16 protein-coding genes are annotated in these 17,392 nt (G+C 66.0%); 6 read left to right on the top strand and 10 right to left on the bottom strand.

From position 1 onward, the window contains the following. Position 1 precedes the first annotated feature (1 nt). Genes ACFSGJ_RS07860 through cysE form a run of 4 tightly spaced genes read left to right on the top strand, consistent with a single transcriptional unit; the run spans position 2 to position 5,770 of the window. Positions 2 to 3,886, top strand: coding sequence for a baseplate multidomain protein megatron (locus ACFSGJ_RS07860; RefSeq protein ID WP_390260498.1), 3,885 nt, complete (start codon positions 2 to 4; stop codon positions 3,884 to 3,886). Continuing rightward, a complete protein-coding gene (locus ACFSGJ_RS07855) occupies positions 3,879 to 4,589 on the top strand; it encodes a DUF2793 domain-containing protein (protein ID WP_390260495.1) in 711 nt (236 codons plus the stop codon). Before ACFSGJ_RS07860 ends, ACFSGJ_RS07855 begins: the two co-directional genes overlap by 8 nt. Further along, on the top strand, positions 4,589 to 4,933 hold the full coding sequence (locus ACFSGJ_RS07850; RefSeq protein WP_390260492.1) for a DUF7742 family protein: 345 nt from the start codon (positions 4,589 to 4,591) through the stop codon (positions 4,931 to 4,933). Before ACFSGJ_RS07855 ends, ACFSGJ_RS07850 begins: the two co-directional genes overlap by 1 nt. Positions 4,934 to 4,966: 33 nt before the next feature. Continuing rightward, on the top strand, positions 4,967 to 5,770 hold the full coding sequence (cysE, locus tag ACFSGJ_RS07845; protein ID WP_390260489.1) for a serine O-acetyltransferase: 804 nt from the start codon (positions 4,967 to 4,969) through the stop codon (positions 5,768 to 5,770). 269 nt (positions 5,771 to 6,039) lie between these two features. On the opposite strand, the gene ACFSGJ_RS07840 is transcribed toward cysE, so the two are convergent. The 6 genes from ACFSGJ_RS07840 to ACFSGJ_RS07815 form a co-directional block, all read right to left on the bottom strand. After that, positions 6,040 to 7,377, bottom strand: a complete 1,338-nt coding sequence (locus ACFSGJ_RS07840) for a pyruvate dehydrogenase complex dihydrolipoamide acetyltransferase (protein WP_390260488.1) — start codon at positions 7,375 to 7,377, stop codon at positions 6,040 to 6,042. A 12-nt stretch (positions 7,378 to 7,389) separates the two neighbouring features. Continuing rightward, the gene (locus ACFSGJ_RS07835; protein WP_390260485.1) at positions 7,390 to 8,802 is read right to left on the bottom strand and encodes a pyruvate dehydrogenase complex E1 component subunit beta; all 1,413 of its coding nucleotides are present in this window, start codon (positions 8,800 to 8,802) and stop codon (positions 7,390 to 7,392) included. Between the two features lie 14 nt (positions 8,803 to 8,816). Next, entirely contained in the window at positions 8,817 to 9,821 is a 1,005-nt protein-coding gene (gene pdhA / locus ACFSGJ_RS07830) for a pyruvate dehydrogenase (acetyl-transferring) E1 component subunit alpha (RefSeq protein ID WP_390260483.1), read from the bottom strand. A gap of 94 nt (positions 9,822 to 9,915) precedes the next feature. Further along, complete coding sequence (locus tag ACFSGJ_RS07825) at positions 9,916 to 10,221, bottom strand: FtsB family cell division protein (RefSeq protein WP_390260480.1); 306 nt, start codon at positions 10,219 to 10,221, stop codon at positions 9,916 to 9,918. A gap of 159 nt (positions 10,222 to 10,380) precedes the next feature. Continuing rightward, positions 10,381 to 11,310 carry a class I fructose-bisphosphate aldolase gene (locus ACFSGJ_RS07820; RefSeq protein ID WP_390260477.1) on the bottom strand — a complete coding sequence of 310 codons (930 nt, stop codon included), beginning with the start codon at positions 11,308 to 11,310 and terminating at the stop codon, positions 10,381 to 10,383. 96 nt (positions 11,311 to 11,406) lie between these two features. After that, positions 11,407 to 12,588, bottom strand: a complete 1,182-nt coding sequence (locus tag ACFSGJ_RS07815) for a phosphoglycerate kinase (protein WP_390260475.1) — start codon at positions 12,586 to 12,588, stop codon at positions 11,407 to 11,409. 124 nt (positions 12,589 to 12,712) lie between these two features. Between ACFSGJ_RS07815 and ACFSGJ_RS07810 the strand changes: the two genes are divergently transcribed. Together ACFSGJ_RS07810 and ACFSGJ_RS07805 are read left to right on the top strand one after the other, a co-directional pair. Beyond that, positions 12,713 to 13,219 (top strand): peptidylprolyl isomerase, encoded by a 507-nt coding sequence (locus ACFSGJ_RS07810; RefSeq protein ID WP_390260472.1) that lies wholly within the window; start codon positions 12,713 to 12,715, stop codon positions 13,217 to 13,219. After that, positions 13,212 to 13,823 carry a peptidylprolyl isomerase gene (locus tag ACFSGJ_RS07805; RefSeq protein WP_390260470.1) on the top strand — a complete coding sequence of 204 codons (612 nt, stop codon included), beginning with the start codon at positions 13,212 to 13,214 and terminating at the stop codon, positions 13,821 to 13,823. Before ACFSGJ_RS07810 ends, ACFSGJ_RS07805 begins: the two co-directional genes overlap by 8 nt. An 84-nt stretch (positions 13,824 to 13,907) precedes the next feature. On the opposite strand, the gene ACFSGJ_RS07800 is transcribed toward ACFSGJ_RS07805, so the two are convergent. The 4 genes from ACFSGJ_RS07800 to ACFSGJ_RS07785 form a co-directional block, all read right to left on the bottom strand. Further along, positions 13,908 to 14,552 carry a sulfotransferase family 2 domain-containing protein gene (locus ACFSGJ_RS07800; RefSeq protein ID WP_390260469.1) on the bottom strand — a complete coding sequence of 215 codons (645 nt, stop codon included), beginning with the start codon at positions 14,550 to 14,552 and terminating at the stop codon, positions 13,908 to 13,910. 112 nt (positions 14,553 to 14,664) lie between these two features. Then, complete coding sequence (locus tag ACFSGJ_RS07795) at positions 14,665 to 15,714, bottom strand: ABC transporter ATP-binding protein (RefSeq protein WP_390260466.1); 1,050 nt, start codon at positions 15,712 to 15,714, stop codon at positions 14,665 to 14,667. Between the two features lie 3 nt (positions 15,715 to 15,717). Beyond that, positions 15,718 to 16,506 (bottom strand): ABC transporter permease, encoded by a 789-nt coding sequence (locus tag ACFSGJ_RS07790; RefSeq protein WP_390260464.1) that lies wholly within the window; start codon positions 16,504 to 16,506, stop codon positions 15,718 to 15,720. Next, a complete protein-coding gene (locus tag ACFSGJ_RS07785; protein WP_390260463.1) occupies positions 16,503 to 17,375 on the bottom strand; it encodes an ABC transporter permease in 873 nt (290 codons plus the stop codon). Before ACFSGJ_RS07785 ends, ACFSGJ_RS07790 begins: the two co-directional genes overlap by 4 nt. Positions 17,376 to 17,392: the final 17 nt, after the last annotated feature.

The following is a 17,392-nucleotide window of genomic DNA, read 5'->3' as shown; positions in this document are numbered from 1 at the left end:
GATGGCGACGATTGTGCTGGGCGCGGTGGGCGCCGCAGTGGGCGGAAGCATGGGCGGCACGGCGCTGGGGCTTTCGGGCGCGGTGATCGGGCGGGCCGTCGGCGCGACGCTGGGTCAGGTGATCGACCAGCGGCTGCTGGGTGCGGGATCGCAGACGGTCGAGACCGGCAAGCTGGACCGGCTGCGCCTGACGGGCGCGTCCGAGGGCGCGCCGGTGCCGCTGGTCTATGGCCGGATGCGGGTGCCCGGGCAGGTGATCTGGGCCACGCGCTTTCTGGAAACGGTGGATCGCAGCAGCCAGGGCGGGGGCAAGGGCCAGCCGCGCGTGACGACGGTGCATCACCGCTATTCCGTCAGCCTTGCCGTGGCGCTGTGCGAGGGCGTCATTACGCGGGTGGGCCGGATCTGGGCCGACGGCGAGGAGATCCCGAAATCCGATCTGGCGATCCGGGTCTATACCGGCAGCGAGGATCAGTTGCCGGACCCGCGCATCGCGGCGGTCGAGGGGGCGGACCTTGCGCCCGCCTATCGCGGCATCGCCTATGTGGTGCTGGAGGATCTGGCGCTGGAGCGGTTCGGCAACCGGGTGCCGCAATTCACCTTCGAGGTGTTTCGCCCCGCCATTGCGCCCGATGTGCCCGATCTGGTGCGCGGGATCGAGGCGGTCGCGCTGATGCCCGGAACGGGGGAATATGCGCTGGCCACCACGCCTGTGCATTTCGACAAGGGGCTGGGCGAGGTGACGCCGGTCAACGTGAACTCGCCCGAGGGGCGGGCGGACCTTGCCGTCTCGCTTGACCAACTGACCGAGGAACTGCCGCGGGCGGGTTCGGCGCTGCTGGTGGTGTCGTGGTTCGGCGATGATCTGCGCTGCGGGTCCTGCCGCGTCCGTCCCAAGGTGGAGCAGAAGGAGATCGACGGGCAGGGGATGCCCTGGGTCGTGGCGGGCCTGACCCGCGCCACCGCCGACCGGATCGCGCGGCTGGACGACCGTCCGGTCTATGGCGGCACGCCGGCGGATGCCTCGGTCATCGAGGCGATCCGCGCGCTGGCCGGGCGCGGGCAGAAGGCGGTATTCTATCCGTTCCTGCTGATGGAGCAGATGGCGGGCAACACGCTGCCCGATCCCTGGAGCGACGGCGAAGGGCAGGCGCCGTTGCCGTGGCGCGGCCGGATCACCACCTCGCTTGCCCCCGGGCAGCCGGACACGCCCGACCGCACAGCGGCCGCGGCGGCCGAGGTGGCGGCGTTCTTTGGCAATTGCGTCGCGGGTGATTTCCGTCTGGAGGGCACGCGGGTTGTCTATTCCGGGCCGCAGGAATGGAGCTATCGTCGCTTCATCCTGCATTACGCGTTTCTGTGCAAGGCGGCGGGTGGGGTCGATGCGTTCTGCGTCGGGTCCGAGATGCGCAGCCTGACTCAGGTGCGGGGGGCGGGTGACAGCTTTCCCGCGGTGGCGGAGTTCCGCAGGCTGGCCGCCGAGGTGCGCGCAATCCTGGGGCCGGAGGTCAAGATCAGCTATGCCGCCGACTGGTCGGAGTATTTCGGCTATAGCGCGGACGGAAACCGCTATTTCCACCTCGACCCGCTATGGGCGGACGAGAATGTCGATTTCATCGGGATCGACAATTACATGCCGCTGTCGGACTGGCGCGATGGCGAGGATCACGCCGATGCAGCATGGGGCGCGATCCATGACCTCGATTACCTGAAGGCCAATATCGAGGGCGGCGAAGGCTATGACTGGTATTACGCCGGGCGCGAGGCGATGGAGGCGCAGGTCCGCTCGCCCATCGAGGACGGCGCCCATGGCGAGGCCTGGATCTGGCGCGTGAAGGATCTGCGCAACTGGTGGGCCAATGCGCATCACGAACGGATCGACGGGGCGCGGTTGCCCGCCCCTACCGTCTGGGAGCCGGGGTCCAAGCCGATCTGGTTCACCGAGATGGGCTGTGCCGCCGTGGACAAGGGAACGAACGAACCGAACAAGTTCCTCGACCCGAAATCCTCGGAATCGAGCCTGCCGCGCCATTCCAGCGGCGCGCGGGACGATCTGATCCAGATGCAGTACCTGCGCGCGATGGTCGATTACTGGGCCGATCCGGCGCGCAATCCGGTGTCGGAGATCTATGGCGGGCGGATGATCGACATGTCCCGCGCCCATGTCTGGGCCTGGGACGCGCGGCCATGGCCGCATTTCCCGATGAACCGCGACCTGTGGTCGGATGGGGCGAACCATGCGCGCGGGCATTGGTTGACGGGGCGCACGGCGGCGCAACCGCTCGCGAATGTGGTCGCCGAGATCTGCGAGCGGGCGGGCGTGACCGGCTATGACGTGCGGGGGCTTTACGGTCTGGTGCGGGGCTATGCCCTGCCATCGACCGATACGGGGCGCGCGGCCTTGCAGCCCCTGATGCTCGCCCATGGCTTTGACGCGATCGAGCGCGAAGGAGTGCTGCGGTTCCGGATGCGGAGCGGCCGCGTGACCGGCAACCTGACGCCCGGGATGCTGGCCCTTGGGGACGATCTGGACGGAAGCGAAGAGGGACAGCGCGCCCCCGAGGCAGAGGTCGCGGGGCGTGTGCGGCTGAACTATGTCGAGGCCGAAGGCGATTATGAGGCGCGGTCGGCCGAGGCGGCGCTGCCCGATGAGACGGTCCATTCCATCGCCCATTCCGAGCTTGCCATGGCACTGACCACGCCCGAGGCGCGTGCGATCAGCGACCGGTGGCTGGCGGAATCGCGGGTGGCGCGGGACGGGTTGCGGTTTGCGCTGCCGCCATCGTCGGGGCTTGGGGCGGGGGATGTCGTGGCGCTGAACGGGCGACGCTGGCGCATCGACCGGGTGGAACAGGCGGGTGTGCTGAACGTCGACGCGGTTCGGGTCGAACCGGGGATCTATCGCCCGGCCGATGCCGCCGAGGACGCCCCCCGCGCCCGCGCCTTTGTCCCGCCCGTGCCGGTGCTGCCGGTGTTCCTGGACCTGCCGCTGCTGCACGGGGACGAGGTGCCGCACGCGCCGCATCTGGCGGTGACGGCGACGCCCTGGCCCGGCTCGGTCGCCGTCTGGTCCTCGGACGCGGATCACGGCTATGCGCTTGCCAGGACCATTGGTGCGCGCGCGGTGATCGGCGAGACGCTGACCCCGCTGGAGGCCGCGCGGCCCGGCGCCTGGGACCGGGGGCCGGCGCTGCGGGTGCGGGTGTCCGGGGCGCTCGCATCCGCAAGCATGGCTGAGGTGCTCAACGGCGCCAATGCGATGGCCATCGGGTCGGGCGCCTCCGATGGCTGGGAGGTGCTGCAATTTGCAACCGCCGAACTGGTCGGGCCGGGCATCTATGACATCACGCTGCGGTTGCGGGGGCAGGCGGGAACCGAAGCGGCGATGCCCGAGGTCTGGCCCGCCGGCAGCCGCGTCGTCCTGCTGGATGCGGCGGTGACGCAGATCGACCTGCCGCAGGCGGCGCGGGACCTCGCGCGGCATTACCGCATCGGGCCCGCGCAACGCGGCTATGACGATCCGAGCTATCGCCATCTGGTCGAGGCCTTTCGCGGCGTCGGCCTGCGGCCCTACGCGCCCTGCCACCTGCGGCTGACGCGGCAGGGCGGCGATCTGCAACTGCGCTGGGTGCGGCGGACACGGATCGACGGGGATAGCTGGACGGGCGTGGACGTGCCGCTGGGCGAAGAGGCCGAGCAGTATCTGGTTCGCGTGACGCAGGGGCAGGCGATCCGCCGCGAGGCGATGACGACCGCGCCCGCCTGGATCTATGGCGCGGCGGAACGGGCGGCGGACGGGCTTCAGGGGCCGTTCCGCATCGAGGTGGCGCAACTTTCGGCGCGGTTTGGCGCCGGACCATTTACGGGGATGGATGTCGATGTCTGAGACGGTTCAACTGGGGCTGCCGCTGGTGCAGGCGGCGCAGGCGCAAAAGCATGTCACGGTGAATGAGGCGCTGTTGCGGCTCGACGCGCTGGCGCAGGTGACGATCCTGTCGCGGACGGTGACGCTGCCGCCGCTCACGGCGACCGACGGTCAGGTCTGGTCGGTACCGCAGGGCGCGGTGAACGCGTGGGAGGGGCGTGCAGGCCAGCTTGCCATCGCGACGGGCGGCGGCTGGGTCTTTGCAACGCCCCGGCGCGGCTGGCAGGGCTTTATCCTCGACGAACATCAATCGGCGCTGTTCGACGGGCAAAGCTGGCGCACCGGGGTCGTCGCGATGTCGGAAAACCGTGCGGGGTCGTTCTTTCGCATCACCGAGTTCGACCATGAGATCGCGGCGGGGCAGAGTTCAACTCCCGCCGTGACGATCCCCGCGGCCTCGATGGTCTTTGCCGTCACCGCCCGGGTGGTCGAGCCGATCACCGGCAGCCTGACCACATGGCAACTCGGCAATCCCGGCGCGCCCGACCGGTTCGGCGCGGGGCTGGGGACGGCGGCAGGGTCCTGGGCGCGGGGGCTTTTGTCCGCACCCATGAGCTTTTACGAGCCGACGCCGCTTTTGCTCAGCGCCAGCGGTGGGTCGTTCGCGGGCGGGCGGGTGCGCTTCGCGTTGCATCTGCACGAAGTCGGCATCCCGGCCGCCTGATGCGGACGGTCCTGATCGGGGATGCGGTGGCGGCAGCACGGGCGTTGCTGCCGCTGCCCCGGGCGTCCCGTCCGGCGATGATGGCGCGCCTGATCGACGAGGCGCATCAGGCAGATTGCTGCCGCAAGCGGCTGGGGCGATGGCATCCGCGCTTTGGCAACGGCACGCTGATGGATGCGGCAAGCCGCTATCCGCAACCGCGCGAGCCTTTTCTGGATGACCCGGATTACCTCGACTGCCTGCTTGTGGTGCTGGCGGCGCTGCTCGCCCGACGCGTCCCCGCATCCGGGCGGGGAGAACTTTTTTCCGACTTGCGCCTTTCCTGCGAAACGCGCAGAGCATAGATTAAGCGATAAACGCTGGGAAGGAGACTTGCCATGGCCGATCCGCGTGCAAAACTTGCTCAGGTCGATCCAGTCTGGGACCGGATCTGTTCAGAGGCTCGTGAGGCCGTGGCGCAGGAGCCGCTTCTGGGCGGCCTGATCCATTCGGGCCTGCTGCATCACCCGACCATGGAACGGGCGCTGGCCTACCGGCTCGCGCTCAAGCTCGCCTCGGGCGAGATGCCGGAACAGCTGTTGCGCGAAATCGCCGATGAGGCCTATGCGACCGCGCCCGAAATCGGTCAGGCGGCGCGGGCCGATCTGGTGGCGGTCTATGACCGCGACCCGGCCTGCCACCGGTTCATCCAGCCGATCCTCTTCTTCAAGGGCTATCAGGCCGTGCAGGCCTACCGGATCGGCCACTGGCTTTTCGCGGCCGGGCGCAAGGATCTGGCCTATTTCATCCAGATGCGCGTGTCGGAGGTCTTTGGCGTCGATATCCATCCGGGGGCGCGGGTCGGTCGCGGCATCATGATCGACCATGCCCATTCCATCGTGATTGGCGAAACCGCGGTGGTGGGCGACAACGTCTCCATGCTCCACTCGGTCACGCTGGGCGGCACGGGCAAGGAAGATGGTGACCGCCATCCCAAGATCGGCAACGGTGTGCTGATCGGGGCGGGGGCCAAGGTGCTCGGCAATATCCATGTGGGCCATTGCAGCCGCATCGCCGCGGGCTCGGTCGTTCTTCAGGACGTGCCGGAATGCACCACGGTCGCCGGCGTTCCCGCCCGCGTGGTGGGCGAGGCCGGATGCGCCCAGCCCTCGATCAGCATGGACCATCTGCTCAAGGCCTGATCCCGCGATCCCGCCCCCCTTTTAAAACGGGCGTTAGCAAGTAGTTAAGAAATCCCTGCTATCTGTCAGGGGCGGTACAGGCGGGGACGCCGATGACCGCCCAAGGAGAAAGCGCCCCGCCCGGAAATCCCGGACGGGGCGCCGATTTCTGTTGCAACAGGTCCGCTTTCGCCGCGCCGTTTCTTCTTCTTGGTAGAAATATCCCGGGGTCCGGGGCAGAGCCCCGCCCTTGACCCGACACGCAGACCCGGCGGGTCCGCGCATATATATCAGGCGAGCATCGCCATCGGGTTCTCCAGGTTCTCGACGATCACCTGCAGGAACTGCGCCCCAAGGGCCCCGTCGATGACCCTGTGATCTACCGAAAGTGTCACGGACATTATGGTAGCCACTTTCAACTCCCCGTCCGCGCCGACGATCGGTTTCTTGATCCCTGCGCCAACCGCAAGGATGGACCCGTGGGGCGGGTTGATGACGGCGTCGAAATTCTCGATCCCGAACATGCCGAGGTTCGAGATCGCCATCGACCCACCGACATATTCGTGCGGCGCGAGCTTCTTGTTCCGTGCCCGACCGGCCAGATCCTTCATCTCGGCCGACAGCGCCGAGAGCGATTTCTGATGGGCATCCTTCAGCACCGGCGTGAACAGGCCGCCCTCGACGGCGACGGCGACGGCGACATCCGAAGGCTTCAGCCGCAGGATACGATCCCCGGCCCAGACCGCATTGGCATCGGGCACGGATTGAAGCGCCATGGCGCAGGCCTTGATGATGAAGTCGTTGACCGACAGCTTGACGTTGCGCCCTTCAAGCTGGGCGTTGAGCGTCGCGCGGAACTTCATCAGCGCATCGAGTTGCACCTCGCGCCGGAGGTAGAAATGCGGGATCGTCTGCTTGGCCTCGGTCAGGCGGGCTGCGATTGTACGGCGCATCCCGTCGAGCGTGACTTCCTCAAAGGCGCGGCCATCGAACATCTTCATGACCGTCTCGGCAGAGGCGCCGGCCGGTTTCGCCGCCTGCGGTGCAGGAGCAGCGGCAGGGGTCGGGGCGGCCGGCGCAGGGGCTGCCGGTTTGGGCGCGGCCGTCGCGCCTTCCACATCCGCCTTCACGATCCGCCCGCGCGGCCCGGACCCCTGGATCGACGCAAGATCGAGCCCCTTGTCCGCGGCGATACGCCGGGCGAGGGGCGAGGCAAAGATACGCTCGCCCTCGGGCCGAGCTTCGGATCGGGGCGCGGCAGATTTCTGTGGCGCCGGGCCGGCATCGGTGCGGCCTGCCTCGCGCAGGGGTTCTGCCTCCTGGGCGGCCTTTGCGTCCTCTTTCGGAGCCGGGGCTGCCGATTTGGGCGCGTCGGAAACCTCTTCGCCCTCTTCGACCAGAATGGCGATGGGCTGGTTGACCTTCACACCCGCCGTGCCTTCGGCCACGAGGATCTTGCCGACCACACCTTCATCGACGGCCTCGAACTCCATCGTCGCCTTGTCGGTCTCGATCTCGGCGAGAATGTCGCCCGAGGAAACGGTGTCGCCCTCTTTCACCAGCCATTTGGCCAGCGTCCCTTCCTCCATGGTCGGGGACAATGCCGGCATGAGGATTTCGGTTGCCATATCCCTGTCTCCTTACCGGTAGGTGACTTGCTTGACCGCCTCGATCACCTCGGCGGTGGTGACGAGCGCCAGCTTTTCCAGGTTTGCCGCATAGGGCATGGGCACGTCCTTGCCCGTCAGGTTGATGACCGGGGCGTCGAGATAGTCGAAGGCCTGCTGCATCAGCACCGCGCTGATGTAATTGCCCACCGAACCCTGCGGCCAGCCTTCCTCGACCGTGACGCAGCGGTTGGTTTTCTTCACCGACTGGATGATCGCGTCGGTGTCCATCGGGCGAATGGTGCGCAGGTCGATCACCTCGGCGCTGATGCCTTCCCCGGCGAGTTTCTCGGCGGCCTCAAGCGCGTAGGTCATGCCGATCCCGAACGAGACGATGGTCACGTCGGACCCTTCGCGCCAGATCTTGGCCTTGCCGAACGGGACGGTGAAATCGTCCATGACCGGCACCTCGAAGCTGCGGCCATAGAGGATCTCGTTCTCCAGGAAGATCACCGGGTTCGGATCGCGGATCGCGGTCTTGAGAAGCCCCTTCGCGTCAGCAGCCGAATAGGGCATCACGACCTTCAAGCCCGGGATCTGGGCATACCAAGCGGCGTAGTCCTGGCTGTGCTGGGCACCCACCCGGGCGGCCGCGCCGTTCGGACCCCGGAACACGATGGGGCTGCCCATCTGCCCGCCGGACATATAGAGCGTCTTGGCGGCCGAGTTGATGATCTGGTCGATGGCCTGCATCGCGAAGTTGAAGGTCATGAATTCGACGATCGGGCGCAGTCCACCAAACGAGGCGCCGACCGCGATACCGGCAAAACCGTGCTCGGTGATCGGCGTGTCGACCACGCGCTTGGGGCCGAATTCATCCAGCAGGCCCTGGCTGATCTTGTAGGCACCCTGGTATTCGCCGACCTCCTCGCCCATCAGAAAGACGGTCTCGTCGCCGCGCATTTCCTCGGCCATCGCGTCGCGCAGCGCCTCGCGCACGGTCTGGGTCTTCATCTCGGTGCCCTCGGGCCAGTCGGGTTCACGGGCCATCGTCGGCGCCGCGGGCGGGGCGGCCTGCGGCGAGGCTGCGGCCGGCAGGTCCTTGGGCAACGCCTTGTCGGCCTCTGCCACGCCCGGCTTTTCGCCCCCCACATCCTCGGATTTCTCGGTGCGGTTCTGGCCCTCGCCTTCGGGGACGGTTTCACCTTCTTCCACGAGAACGGCGATGGGCGTGTTGACCTTCACGCCGGCAGTGCCCTCGGCGATCAGAAGCTTGCCGACCGTGCCTTCATCGACCGCCTCGAATTCCATCGTGGCCTTGTCGGTCTCGATCTCGGCGATGATCTGGCCCGAGGTGACGTTGTCACCCTCTTTCACCAGCCATTTCGCAAGGGTGCCTTCCTCCATCGTGGGCGAAAGCGCGGGCATCAGGATTTCGGTTGCCATGTCTTTCATCCCCCTCAGGCGTAGATATCGGTCCAGAGCTCCGACAGATCGGGCTCGGGGCTTTCCTTGGCGAACTCGGTAGCGTCGTTCACGACCGCCTTGATCTCCTTGTCAATGGACTTGAGATCGTCATCGGTCGCGTGATTGCCGGTCAGCAGCAGTTCACGGACCCGTTCGATCGGGTCCTTTTCTTCGCGCATCTTCTGCACCTCTTCGCGGGTGCGGTACTTTGCGGGATCCGACATCGAGTGGCCGCGATAGCGGTAGGTGTTCATTTCCAGGATATAGGGGCCTTCGCCCGCGCGGCAGGCGGCAACGGCCTTTTCTCCGGCGGCCTTGACGGCAAGCACGTCCATCCCGTCAACAGCCTCGCCCCTGATGCCGTAGGCGGCGCCCCGTTCCCAGAGGCTGGGCGATTTGGTGGAACGCGCCACGCTGGTGCCCATCGCATACTGGTTGTTCTCGATCACGAAGACGACCGGCAGGTTCCAGAGCTGGGCCATGTTGTAGGTCTCATAGACCTGGCCCTGGTTCGCCGCGCCATCCCCGAAATAGGTGAAGGTCACGCGGTCATTGCCCATGTATTTGTCGGCGAGGGCGAGGCCGGCACCCAACGGCACCTGCGCGCCCACGATCCCATGGCCGCCGTAGAAATGCTTTTCGCGGCTGAACATGTGCATCGAGCCGCCCTTGCCCTTGGAATAGCCGCCCTCGCGCCCGGTCAGTTCGGCCATCACGCCCTTCGCGTCCATGCCGCAGGCCAGCATGTGGCCGTGGTCGCGATAGCTCGTGATGCGCTTGTCGCCTTCCTCGGCCGCGGCCTCAAGACCGACGACGACGGCCTCTTGCCCGATATAGAGATGGCAGAAACCGCCGATCAGGCCCATGCCGTAAAGCTGGCCCGCCTTTTCCTCGAATCGCCGGATCAGCAGCATGTCGCGGTAATATTTGAGCAGATCGTCCTTGGACACATTCGGTGTCGCATTGGACGCAGTGCCGGGGGTCTTTCTCGCGGCCATGCCGAGCCTCTCCCTTAGCCAGAACAGATAGTTTAACGCTAAACGATCTATATCGCATCACCCGCGCAGGGCAAAGGGGCAATTTAGGGCACTGTCAGCGGACGACCAGTTCGTCCATCCGGATCAGGCCCAGCACGTCGCGCGCCTGTTCGTCGAGAAGGTCGAGATCGAGGAAATCATCCGAAAGGCGGCGCGTCTTGTTCTCCATCTCGGCCAGTTCGGCGGCCAGCGCATCGCGCTCGGCCTGAAGCGCCCGCGTCTCGGCGTCGATCTGAACGCGGCGGAACACGCCGTAATCCCCCTGCACGGCGGCAAAGGTGAAATAGCTCGCAAGGCTGAAGGCAAGGCCGTAATACATCACCGGGCCAAAGCCGGGGCCACCGCCGCGTTGTCTGCCCATGCGCTGCTCCATCCGCTATCCGGGCATCCTCTGACGGGGCCCTTGCGTTCAAACTCTCACATTCGTGAGGACTTGTGAATCCCCGAAACGCAAAACGCCCCCCGTCCGCGGGACGGGAGGCGCTTTGTCGCCGTTCTGACGTCAACGCTGTTGCTGAAATCAGGCGCGGCCCTTGTAGATATCCACCAGCTTGCCGAGCATTTCGAGCGCCTCCTCGCGGGGCCGCTGAAAGCTGTTGCGCCCGATGATCGACCCGTTGCCACCGCCGTCGCGGATCGCCCGGGCATCGTCATAGACGCTGTCGGCACCCTTTTTCGCGCCGCCCGAGAAGACCACGATGCGGCGCCCGTTAAAGCTCGCCTCCATGCAGTGCTTCACGCGGGCGGCCTGGGTCGCGATGTCGATTTTGGTATCCTCATAGACCTTCTTGGCCTCGGGCAGCATCAGATGGTCGGTCGAGAGCTTGATCTTGATGATATGCGCGCCGAGCAGGGCCGCGATCTGCGCCGCATAGGCCGCCACGTCGATCGCCGTTTCACCGTCCTTCGTCACGGCCTCACCACGCGGATAGGACCAGATCACGGTCGCCACGCCTTTGCGCGCGGCCTCTTCCCGCATCGCGCTGATTTCCTCGTACATGTCGAGCGCCATGTCCGAGCCGGGATAGATGGTGAAGCCGATGGCCGAACAGCCCAGCCGCAGGGCATCGTCGACGCAGGCGGTGATGGCCTGGTTCTTGCCCGCGGTGTCGGACATGAGCGAGTTCGCGCTGTTCACCTTGAGGATCGTCGGGATCTGCCCGGCATAGGTGTCGGCGCCCGCCTCGATCATGCCGAGCGGCGCGGCATAGGCGCTGAGACCCGCGTCGATCGCAAGCTGATAGTGATAATGCGGGTCATAGGCAGCGGGGTTTGCCGCGAAGGTCCGCGCGGGTCCATGTTCAAAGCCCTGATCCACGGGCAGGATGATCATCTTGCCGGTGCCGCCCAGCTTGCCCTGCATCAGCATCCGGCACAGGTTCGCCTTCACACCGGGGGTTTCGCCTTCGTAATTGCTCAGAATCTTCTGGACCGTCCGTGATGCACGCATGTCCCGCTCCTCGTTCTGGGGGTGTCTGGTATGGGATAGATTTGCCCGCGGACGGGCGCAACCGTTGGTGGCGCTAACAGATGTGCGCAACGTCGCTCAGCGCATCAAAGCGGCAACACCCGGCAATTCCTTGCCTTCCATCCACTCAAGAAAGGCACCGCCGGCGGTCGAGATATAGCTGAACCCCTCGGCCGCACCCGCCTTGTTGAGCGCGGCAACCGTATCGCCCCCGCCTGCCACGCTGACAAGCTGCCCGGCCCTGGTGAGGCGTGCGGCCTCTTGCGCGGCGGCGTTGGTCGCGGCGTCGAAGGGCGGGATCTCGAAGGCGCCGAGGGGACCGTTCCAGATCAGCGTCCGGCATTCCGCAAAGACACGCGCCAGATGCGCGGTGGTCGCGGGCCCGGCATCGAGGATCATCGCATCCTCGGGGCAGGCATCGGCGGGCAGCGTCTCGTTCGCGGCATCGGCCTTGAACTCCCGCGCGACGACGATGTCCTGCGGCAGGTGGATGTTGCAGGCCGCCGCCCGCGCCTTGTCGAGGATCGAGAGCGCGGTCTCCGTCATCTCACGCTCGGCCAGCGATTTTCCGATCGGGATGCCGCGCGCGGCCAGAAACGTGTTCGCCATCCCGCCGCCGATCACGAGATGATCGACGCGCCCGACCAGATTGCCCAGGAGGTCGAGCTTGGTGGAGACCTTGGCGCCCCCCACCACGGCGACGACGGGGCGTTCGGGATCACCCAGCGCGGCGTTCAGCGCCTTCAGCTCCGCCTCCATCAGCCGGCCGGCACAGGCGGGCAACAGATGGGCCAGCGCCTCGGTCGAGGCATGGGCACGGTGCGCGGCCGAAAACGCGTCGTTCACATAGATGTCGCCAAGCGAGGCGAGCTCCTGCGCAAGGCCCGCATCGTTCGTTTCCTCACCAGCATGGAAGCGCGTGTTCTCCAGCAGAACCACATCGCCTGTGGCAACCGCCGTCCGCGCCGGTTCCCCCACGCAATCCTCGCCAAAGGTGACGCTGCGGCCAAGGGCGGATTCGAGCGCGGGCAGGGTGATGCGCAGGCTCATATCCTCGACCCGCTTGCCCTTGGGGCGGCCGAAATGCGCAAGCAGCACGACGCGGCCCCCCTTTGACAGGATGTCGCTGACGGTGGGGACGATCTTGTCGATCCGGGTCGTGTCGGTCACGCGGCCCTCGGCCACCGGCACGTTGATATCCACCCGCACGAGCGCGGTCTTGCCCGCAAAATCCATGTCGTCCAGTGTCTTCCAGCGCATCATGTCTCTCCTTCGGCGGGTGCGCGCGTATCACGCCGCAATCCCGCGGGATCGTCAAGCCTCGACCCTTTTCCTCGCCGCATCCTGTGTCTAGGTTATGACAAACGCAAAGGAAGGACAGGCCATGGCCGAAATCAACGATCCGGAAAACACGATCATCATCGAACTCAAGGACGGCCCGGTCGTCATCGAGCTTCTGACCGATGTCGCCCCGAAACATGCCGAGCGGATGAAGGAGCTTGCGCGCGCGGGCGCCTATGACAACGTGGTCTTTCACCGGGTGATCGACGGTTTCATGGCGCAGACCGGCGATGTGGAAAACGGCAACGCGGAAAAGGATTTCAATCTGCGCCGCGCGGGCACCGGCGGGTCCGACCTGCCTGACCTTCCGGCCGAATTCTCGCGCCTGCCGCATGACCGGGGCACGCTGGGCGCGGCGCGCTCGTCGAACCCGAACTCGGCCAACAGCCAGTTCTTCATCAACTTCAAGGACAACCATTTCCTGAACGGGCAATACACCGTCTATGGCCGCGTGATTTCGGGGATGGAACATGTGGACAAGATCACCCGGGGCGAGCCGCCGGCGAACCCCGACCGGATGATCAGCGTCAAGGTGGCCGCCGATGCGTGACCGGATGATCGCAGGCGGGCTGTTCGGGCTCGGCCTTGCCGTGCTCGGTGGCTTTGCGCTTTTGCAGACGGGCGGACCGGCCGATGCACAGGCTCAGGACGGGCCGGGCCCGAACCTCGTGATCGAGGTGGCGGGCGAGGCATCGGGCCGGATCGTCATCGATCTGCGCGACGATCTGGCCCCGGCCCATGTGGAGCGGATCACCACGCTTGCCGAACAGGGCGCCTATGACGATGTGGTGTTTCACCGGGTGATCGAGGGTTTCATGGCCCAGACCGGCGATGTGGCCTTTGGCCGTCAGGGCGGCGATCTGTCCCGGGCGGGCATGGGCGGGTCCGACCTGCCTGACCTTCAGGCCGAATTTTCCCGTGTGCCGTTCGAGCGCGGGACCGTCGGCATGGCCCGGTCCATGAGCCCGAACAGCGCCAACAGCCAGTTCTTCATCATGTTCGCCCCCGCGCCGCATCTGAACGGCGAATACACGGTGGTCGGGCAGGTGATCGAGGGGATGGAGGTCGTGGACGCAATCCGGCGCGGCAACGCGCGGGCCGGCGGCTCGGTCGAAAACCCCGACCGGATGGTCAGCGTGACCGTAGAGCGGTAAGACCTTTGATCGAGACGACAGGGGCCGGCGCTTGCGCCGGCCTTTTCCTATGGGGGAGGCCCCTTCAAGGCCAAAGATATACCGTCAAAGATACCGGCCGAAGACCTGATAATCCTGCGCGTAGAATTCCCGCACGCGCTCGGCTACCTCATCGCTCACCTGATCGGGGGTGATGTTCGGCCCGCCGGTCTGCTCGCGCCCCAGCACCATCGTGCGTTTGGTGATCTGGGCGACGCGCTCGGCGAATTTGTCGATATCGCGCATCGCGTAGATCGTGTCGAAATAGGCCGGGTCCGTCCCGAGAAAGAACGTGAGCGGGTCAGTGTGATGCCGGATCGAGACCGACGCCTCGCGGTAAAGCTGAAGACGGCGAAGGAAATAATCGAGGCTCGGGTCCGGCACGGCGCCCTTTTCGACGAATTCATCGCTGATCCGGCCCGGGCCGAGTTCGCGGTAATGCACCACGCGGTTGCGATAGCAGGACACGGCGCGCGCCAGCGGGTCGCGCACCACGGCAAAGCGCGCGTGGTCGGCGATGCGGTCGTGCGGGGCCGCCTTGAAGCCGGAGGACGGGTAGAAATTATGGATGTAGTACCATTTGCCGCTGCACCGGAAATCCGCAAAGGGACGCCCGTTTTCCAGCGCGAAAAAGGCGGTCTTGAGCGTTGTGCAGGCAGTTTTCGGGACCGAGAAATAACTGAGCTTGAAGGCGTCTATGAAGGCACTCATGAAAACCTGAAAAGGGTTAGGGCAGGGCGGATGGTGGTGCGACCACGCCCCGGTGTCAACCACGCCCCGTCCGTTCCCTCGCCGCGATCACGCCTTCGGCATCAATCCGGCATCAATCCGCCAAGACCATCAGGTCGCGCGGGTTCAGCCAGACCGTCGCCGGGTCGCCCACCTGCGGCGGCGGATGATCGGCCGAGTTGAACGTGTCGAGCGAGATCCGCGCGTCGCCCACCCGGACGCGGATGCGGATGACTGAGCCGAGGAAGTGCACCTCGGCGATGCGACCCTCGACGCCCAGCGTCCGGCCGTCGCTCGGGGCAAGGCCCACCGCCTCGGGGCGCAGGGCCAGCGTCACCTTGTCGCCGCGCAGCTGCCGGCCCAGCGGCACCGTCGTCCCGCCCAGCGAGACGGTCCCCGCGCCCGCATCCACCACCCGCACGTCGAGAAGGTTCAGCGTGCCGACAAAGCTTGCGACAAAGCGGGTCGCGGGGCGGTTATAGATGTCGAAGGGGGCGCCGACCTGATCGGCCACGCCGTTGTTCATGACCACGATGCGGTCGGACATCGACAGCGCCTCTTCCTGGTCATGGGTCACATAGATCGTGGTGATCCCCAGCTTGCGCTGGATGGCGCGGATTTCCTCGCGCAGCGACACGCGGATCTTGGCATCCAGCGCCGAAAGCGGCTCATCCAGCAACAGGACCTGCGGACGCACCGCCAGCGCGCGGGCCAGTGCCACCCGCTGCTGCTGCCCGCCCGAAAGCTGGAACGGATAGCGCGCGCCGAAGTCGGCAAGACCCACGATCGCCAGCATCTCGGCCACACGCTCGGCCCGGTCGGTCCGGGGAACGCCCGCGACACGCAGGCCAAAGCCCACATTGTCGGCCACCGTCAGGTTGGGAAACAGCGCGTAGCTTTGAAACACCATGCCGATATTGCGCTGGTTCGGCCGCAGGCGCACCACGTCGCGCCCGTCGATGCGGATCGTGCCGGCGCTTGGCACCTCAAAGCCCGCGACCATCCGCAGCGTCGTCGTCTTGCCGCAGCCCGAGGGGCCGAGGAACGAGATGAACTCTCCCTTCTCGACGCTGAGGTTGAAGTCCTTCACGACCTGGGTGGCGCCGAAGCTCTTTTGCAGGTTGGAGATATCGAGAAAACCCATGGATCAGCGCCTGACCTGTGTGTGTTTCGTAAAGCGTGTGACAAGCTGGATCAGCCCCATGCAGATCCAGGTGATCGAAAAGGCGATCACGGCCAGCGCCGCGGGCTCATAGGCGCGGTTCGCGCCGATCAGTTGCAGATAGGGGCCGAAGGCCGGACGGTTCAGCAGCGCCGCCAGCACGAATTCCCCGATCACGATGGCAAAGGTCAGGAAAGCGCCCGACAGCACCGCGACCAGCACATTCGGCAGGATCACCCGCGCCATGATCGTGACCCAACCCGCGCCCAGGCTCTGCGCCGCCTCGGTCAGAGTGCGGATGTCGATGGCGCGCAGCCCGGTATCGACCGCGCGGTACATGTAGGGCAGCGCCAGCGTCGCGTAGCCCATCATCAGCAGGAAATTCGTCCCCGTGGCCGACCCGGTCAGCGGCAGCAGGGACGAGGTGTTGTACATCCGGATATAGCCAAAGACGATGACGATGGGCGGAATGACCAGCGGCAACAGCGTGATGAATTCCACGACCGGGCGCAGGCGCGGCAGTTTCAGGCGCACCCAATACGCGGTGGGCACCACCAAGAGGACGCCCACGACGATGGTGCAAAGCGCCATGACGACGGAATAGGTAAAGGTCTGCTGGAACCGCGGATCGCCCAGCACCACGCGATAGGCGTCAAGGCTGTATTCCCCCCGGCGCATCCGGAGGGAAAATTCGATGGTGCCGATCAGCGGCAGGAAGAAATAGATCAGCCCGAACGCGAGCGCGATCCAGGCGGCAATCCGTTGCGCGTTCATCGCATCCACCTTTCGCTGCGGGCGCGCAGCACGACATAGACAAGGTTGGCGATGCCCGTGACGACGATCATGCCGAAGGCCAGCGCATAGCCCAGGTGCGGGTCCTGCAACACATCGCCCCTGATCTGCGCAAAGAGAAGGATCGGCACGATCGAGAGCGACGAGCCCGTCAGCGCGAAGGCCGTGGCGACCGCCCCGAACGCATTGGCAAAGAGCAGCGCAAACGTGCCCAGCAACGTGGGCCACAGGATCGGGAAGGCGACGATCCGCCAGTACTGCGCGCCGCTGGCCCCAAGGATCGACGCGGCCTCGCGCCATTCGCGTTTCAGCCCGTCAAGCGCCGGGGTCACGATCAGGATCATCAGCGGGATCTGAAAGAACAGGTAGGTGAGCGTCAGCCCGAAGAACGAGAGCAGGTTGAAGCCCATCGCGTAGATGTTGATCCCGAACCAGTCGCGCAGCAGGATCGTGACAAGGCCCAGTCGCCCCAGCGTCGCCAGAAACGCAAAGGCGAGCGGCACCCCGGCAAAGTTCGAGGCGACTCCGGAAAAGGTCAGGAGCGGCCCCCTGATCCAGCGCGGCAGCCCGCCCAGCGTCACCGCCGCCGCGATGGCAAAGCCGATCACGCAACCCAGGAAGGCCGAGGCAAAGCTGATCCGGATCGAGATCCAGTAAGAGGCGATGATCGAGGGTGTCCAGAGGTTCGCGATATTGCGCAGGGTGAAATCGCCCTGCGGCGTGCGAAAGGCCCCCGCGACGATGTGGACTGTCGGCCAGAGCAGAAAGAGGATCGCGAAGGCGGCAAAGGGCAGGATGCCCAGCCAGTGCAGCGGCAACTGCCGTCGCGGTCTTGCGGCGGGAACGTCCATCGGGCCTCCGGTTGTTG

It is taken from the genome of Halodurantibacterium flavum (genome assembly GCF_042681825.1).
In the GTDB taxonomy this organism is placed as follows: domain Bacteria; phylum Pseudomonadota; class Alphaproteobacteria; order Rhodobacterales; family Rhodobacteraceae; genus Halodurantibacterium; species Halodurantibacterium flavum.
Note: the sequence above shows the minus strand (reverse complement) of the source record. Positions and strands in the feature narration are given on the sequence as shown.

Bases quoted from the DNA above. Each gene is read 5' to 3' on its own strand.
- ACFSGJ_RS07860 (WP_390260498.1), top strand. From the start codon at position 2: ATGGCGACGATTGTGCTGGGCGCGGTGGGCGCCGCAGTGGGCGGAAGC.
- ACFSGJ_RS07835 (WP_390260485.1), bottom strand. From the start codon at position 8,802: ATGGCAACCGAAATCCTGATGCCCGCGCTTTCGCCCACGATGGAGGAA.
- ACFSGJ_RS07840 (WP_390260488.1), bottom strand. From the start codon at position 7,377: ATGGCAACCGAAATCCTCATGCCGGCATTGTCCCCGACCATGGAGGAA.
- ACFSGJ_RS07815 (WP_390260475.1), bottom strand. From the start codon at position 12,588: ATGCGCTGGAAGACACTGGACGACATGGATTTTGCGGGCAAGACCGCG.
- pdhA (WP_390260483.1), bottom strand. From the start codon at position 9,821: ATGGCCGCGAGAAAGACCCCCGGCACTGCGTCCAATGCGACACCGAAT.
- ACFSGJ_RS07790 (WP_390260464.1), bottom strand. From the start codon at position 16,506: ATGAACGCGCAACGGATTGCCGCCTGGATCGCGCTCGCGTTCGGGCTG.
- ACFSGJ_RS07855 (WP_390260495.1), top strand. From the start codon at position 3,879: ATGTCTGAGACGGTTCAACTGGGGCTGCCGCTGGTGCAGGCGGCGCAG.
- ACFSGJ_RS07805 (WP_390260470.1), top strand. From the start codon at position 13,212: ATGCGTGACCGGATGATCGCAGGCGGGCTGTTCGGGCTCGGCCTTGCC.
- ACFSGJ_RS07850 (WP_390260492.1), top strand. From the start codon at position 4,589: ATGCGGACGGTCCTGATCGGGGATGCGGTGGCGGCAGCACGGGCGTTG.
- ACFSGJ_RS07795 (WP_390260466.1), bottom strand. From the start codon at position 15,714: ATGGGTTTTCTCGATATCTCCAACCTGCAAAAGAGCTTCGGCGCCACC.
- cysE (WP_390260489.1), top strand. From the start codon at position 4,967: ATGGCCGATCCGCGTGCAAAACTTGCTCAGGTCGATCCAGTCTGGGAC.
- ACFSGJ_RS07785 (WP_390260463.1), bottom strand. From the start codon at position 17,375: ATGGACGTTCCCGCCGCAAGACCGCGACGGCAGTTGCCGCTGCACTGG.
- ACFSGJ_RS07825 (WP_390260480.1), bottom strand. From the start codon at position 10,221: ATGGGCAGACAACGCGGCGGTGGCCCCGGCTTTGGCCCGGTGATGTAT.
- ACFSGJ_RS07810 (WP_390260472.1), top strand. From the start codon at position 12,713: ATGGCCGAAATCAACGATCCGGAAAACACGATCATCATCGAACTCAAG.
- ACFSGJ_RS07820 (WP_390260477.1), bottom strand. From the start codon at position 11,310: ATGCGTGCATCACGGACGGTCCAGAAGATTCTGAGCAATTACGAAGGC.
- ACFSGJ_RS07800 (WP_390260469.1), bottom strand. From the start codon at position 14,552: ATGAGTGCCTTCATAGACGCCTTCAAGCTCAGTTATTTCTCGGTCCCG.